At 71.7% G+C, this 2,488-nt stretch carries 4 protein-coding genes and 1 pseudogene; all 5 read right to left on the bottom strand.

Going from position 1 to position 2,488, the window contains the following annotated elements; genetic code table 11:
* Positions 1 to 49: 49 nt before the first annotated feature.
* Entirely contained in the window at positions 50 to 391 is a 342-nt protein-coding gene (locus AC01Y6_RS09430) for a hypothetical protein (RefSeq protein WP_476671266.1), read from the bottom strand.
* Positions 388 to 600 (bottom strand): hypothetical protein, encoded by a 213-nt coding sequence (locus tag AC01Y6_RS09425; RefSeq protein WP_428720468.1) that lies wholly within the window; start codon positions 598 to 600, stop codon positions 388 to 390. The genes AC01Y6_RS09430 and AC01Y6_RS09425 overlap by 4 nt, the downstream gene beginning before the upstream one ends.
* Positions 587 to 1,057, bottom strand: a complete 471-nt coding sequence (locus tag AC01Y6_RS09420; protein ID WP_476671264.1) for a hypothetical protein — start codon at positions 1,055 to 1,057, stop codon at positions 587 to 589. Before AC01Y6_RS09420 ends, AC01Y6_RS09425 begins: the two co-directional genes overlap by 14 nt.
* 1 nt (position 1,058) lies before the next feature.
* The gene (locus AC01Y6_RS09415) at positions 1,059 to 1,907 is read right to left on the bottom strand and encodes a hypothetical protein (protein WP_428720470.1); all 849 of its coding nucleotides are present in this window, start codon (positions 1,905 to 1,907) and stop codon (positions 1,059 to 1,061) included.
* Positions 1,908 to 1,952: 45 nt separating this feature from the next.
* Positions 1,953 to 2,488, bottom strand: a pseudogene (locus tag AC01Y6_RS09410) (hypothetical protein); the annotation flags it as partial.

The following is a 2,488-nucleotide window of genomic DNA, read 5'->3' as shown; positions in this document are numbered from 1 at the left end:
TGGCGGAGTGCCTCGCTTTCACCATGTAGCTTATCTTACACCAAACCCCTCAAGACCCCCCGCACGAGAGGCCCTTCACCGGCTTTTCCTCCGGGCTGGGCCTGTAGGGGGGAGGCGGTCCGATGAAGACGCAGGCCCCGTAGCCCCCGGTGAGCATGCGGAGGATGGGATAGAAGGCCGCCGTCTTCCCCCCCTGCCCGTTCGGCACCGGGGCGAGGAGCCCGGCCAGCAGGAGGAGGGCCACCAGGCTCCACTTGGCCCGCCGGAGGTCGCCCATGATCACCCGGTAGCCCAGGAGGACCACCCCCAGGAGGACCAGGGCCCCCACCAGCACCACGGTGGGCGTGAGGGCGCAGACGGTCCGGGTAAGGGTGCAGAGGAGATCGGTCATAGAAAAAGGCTGAGCAGGGCCTTGGCGTTCCAGGCCAGGATTCCCCCAACTAGGGCGGCGATGAGGTAGCCGATGCCCCGGTCCCGCTCCCCGATGGCGATGAGCACGCCCCCCAGGGTGAGCCCCAGGGTGGTCGCGGCCAGGATGACCCCCTTGGGGGGCACCAGGCTCAGGACGAGCTTCCACATGATGGCGTCAACCGCTCCCAACCCCCACCTCCCTCACCTCTATCCGGGACCGCCTCACGGTCCCCTCGGGGACCAGGACCACTACCCGGGTGGCGCTGGCCTCGAGGTCGTCCTGGGGCTTGGGCCGCCTCCCTAAGGGCCCACGACTCCCCACCAGGAGGACCCGCTCCCCGCGCCCTTCCAGGATGGCCCTCGCCCCCTGGCGCCTCAGGACGCGGTAGCCCTCCCTCGCCATGGCCTCCGCTTGCCGCCGCACCAGAAGGGCCACTTCCAGAGGCCCGGGCCTGGGGGTGTAGTACCGGGTGAGGCCGAGGAGCACCCGCCCCCGTCCCCCGGGGACCAGGACGGGCCCGAGCCGGGTCATCACCGGCTTCAGCACCCGCTCCCTCAGGGCCTCCGCCACCAGGGCTTCCCCGTAGCGCTCCGAGGCCTCCTTCAGGGTGAAGGGGCCCTCCAGCCAGGGCGCGAGGAGCTCCACCCTACCTCCCTTCCGGGGAGACCTGGATCTCCAGGGCCTTCCCCAAGAGCCTCCTCTCCAGGAGGAAGCTCCGCCCCGGTCCAAGCTCTACCCCCCGCCACCTGAGGAGAATCTCCCCGGGCTTCGCCCCCTGCACCACGATGACCCCGCTCTGCCCCTCCCCCGGGGCCAGCACCGCCTTCAGGGGATCGCGGCGCACCTCAAACCGAAGGGGCTTTCCCTCTTGGAGGATCTGGAGGTCGTTGAGGGCAAAGCTCACCGGGTTCCTTCCCCGGTTCTCCAGGGTGAAGAAGACGCTCACCCTCCCGTCCGCGCCCGAGGGGGCCTCCACGGTGGTGGTGAAGGCCACCTGGGGCTCCGGGGGCGGGGCCTGCACCCCCTGGGCAGGGCGGGAAGGAGCGGGGAGGGCCGGGGTCTCCCGGAAGTCCGTGGAGGCCGCCCCCACGGGGGCGTAGGTGCCCCCCTGGGTCCTCTTGAGGAGGACCTGGTAGCGCCGGGGGTACTCGCCCGGCCCGATGCGCACGGTGAAGAGGAGGGTCCTCCCCCCCACCTCCACCACCAGGTCGGTCATCCCGCTCTTCACGGGCACGGCCCCCGCTTGGGTGGCCTGCAGGCCCGCGGAGAGGAGGAGCCTGCTTCCCCCGCCCTCGAGGCGCAGGAGCTCCCGCTTGGCGGAAAAGGCCGCGTCCACCGTGTCCCAGAAGTCCAGCACGGTGGTGAAGCCCGGGCTCACCTCGATGAGCCCGGGGGTCTTCACCAGGTCCTCGGCGTAGTAGGTCTTGAGCACCACCTGGGCCCGGGCGGGAAGCGCCAGGGCCAGGGCCAGGAGAGCCACAAGGCGTACCTTCATGCCCTTATGTTGCCACAGGTTTTCTTTACTCGCAAGCTTTTGTTGCTACTCCCGGCCCAAGTGCCCGCCGAGGAGAGAGAGCGCCCCGAGCCAGAGGAGGGCCAGGCCCAGGGGCGGGTGGTAGAGGAGGGCCAGGGGGGCGAGGAGGGCGGCGGGCCCCAGGGCGTCCCCCATGGCCTGGGCGTAGAGCCGGGCCGCCCGCCCCAGGGGGAGGGGCCACAGGCTCGCCGCCACGCCGTAGAGGCCCGGAAGAAGGGCGTAGGCGAGCCCTCCGGCCAGGGAAGGGAGGACGCCGTGAACGCCACCCCCCAGGAGGACGGCCAGGGCCAGGCCGAAGAGCACCCCCTTGAAGGCCCCCACGTACTCCCTGGCCGCCCCGCCCCGGGCGAGGAGCCTCTCCTGGGTGAGGAGGAGGTGCAGGGCGGGGAGGAGGACCAAAAGGCCGGGGATGGCGCCCACCAGGGCGGGGTAAAGGACCAGGGGCAGGCCCAAGGCGAGGAGGGCGGCCCGGGGAAGGAGCGGGGGCCTGGACACGGGCGGCCTGGCGGGCGGAAGGGGGACGGCCACCCGGAGGGTGGGGG

The organism is Thermus sp., from assembly GCF_056332225.1.
The sequence above is the reverse complement of the archived record's forward strand: the minus strand, read 5'-3'. Positions and strand labels throughout refer to the sequence as shown.

Excerpts from the sequence above, each read along its gene's own strand:
- AC01Y6_RS09430 (WP_476671266.1), bottom strand. The coding sequence starts at position 391 with ATGACCGATCTCCTCTGCACCCTTACCCGGACCGTCTGCGCCCTCACG.
- AC01Y6_RS09415 (WP_428720470.1), bottom strand. The coding sequence starts at position 1,907 with ATGAAGGTACGCCTTGTGGCTCTCCTGGCCCTGGCCCTGGCGCTTCCC.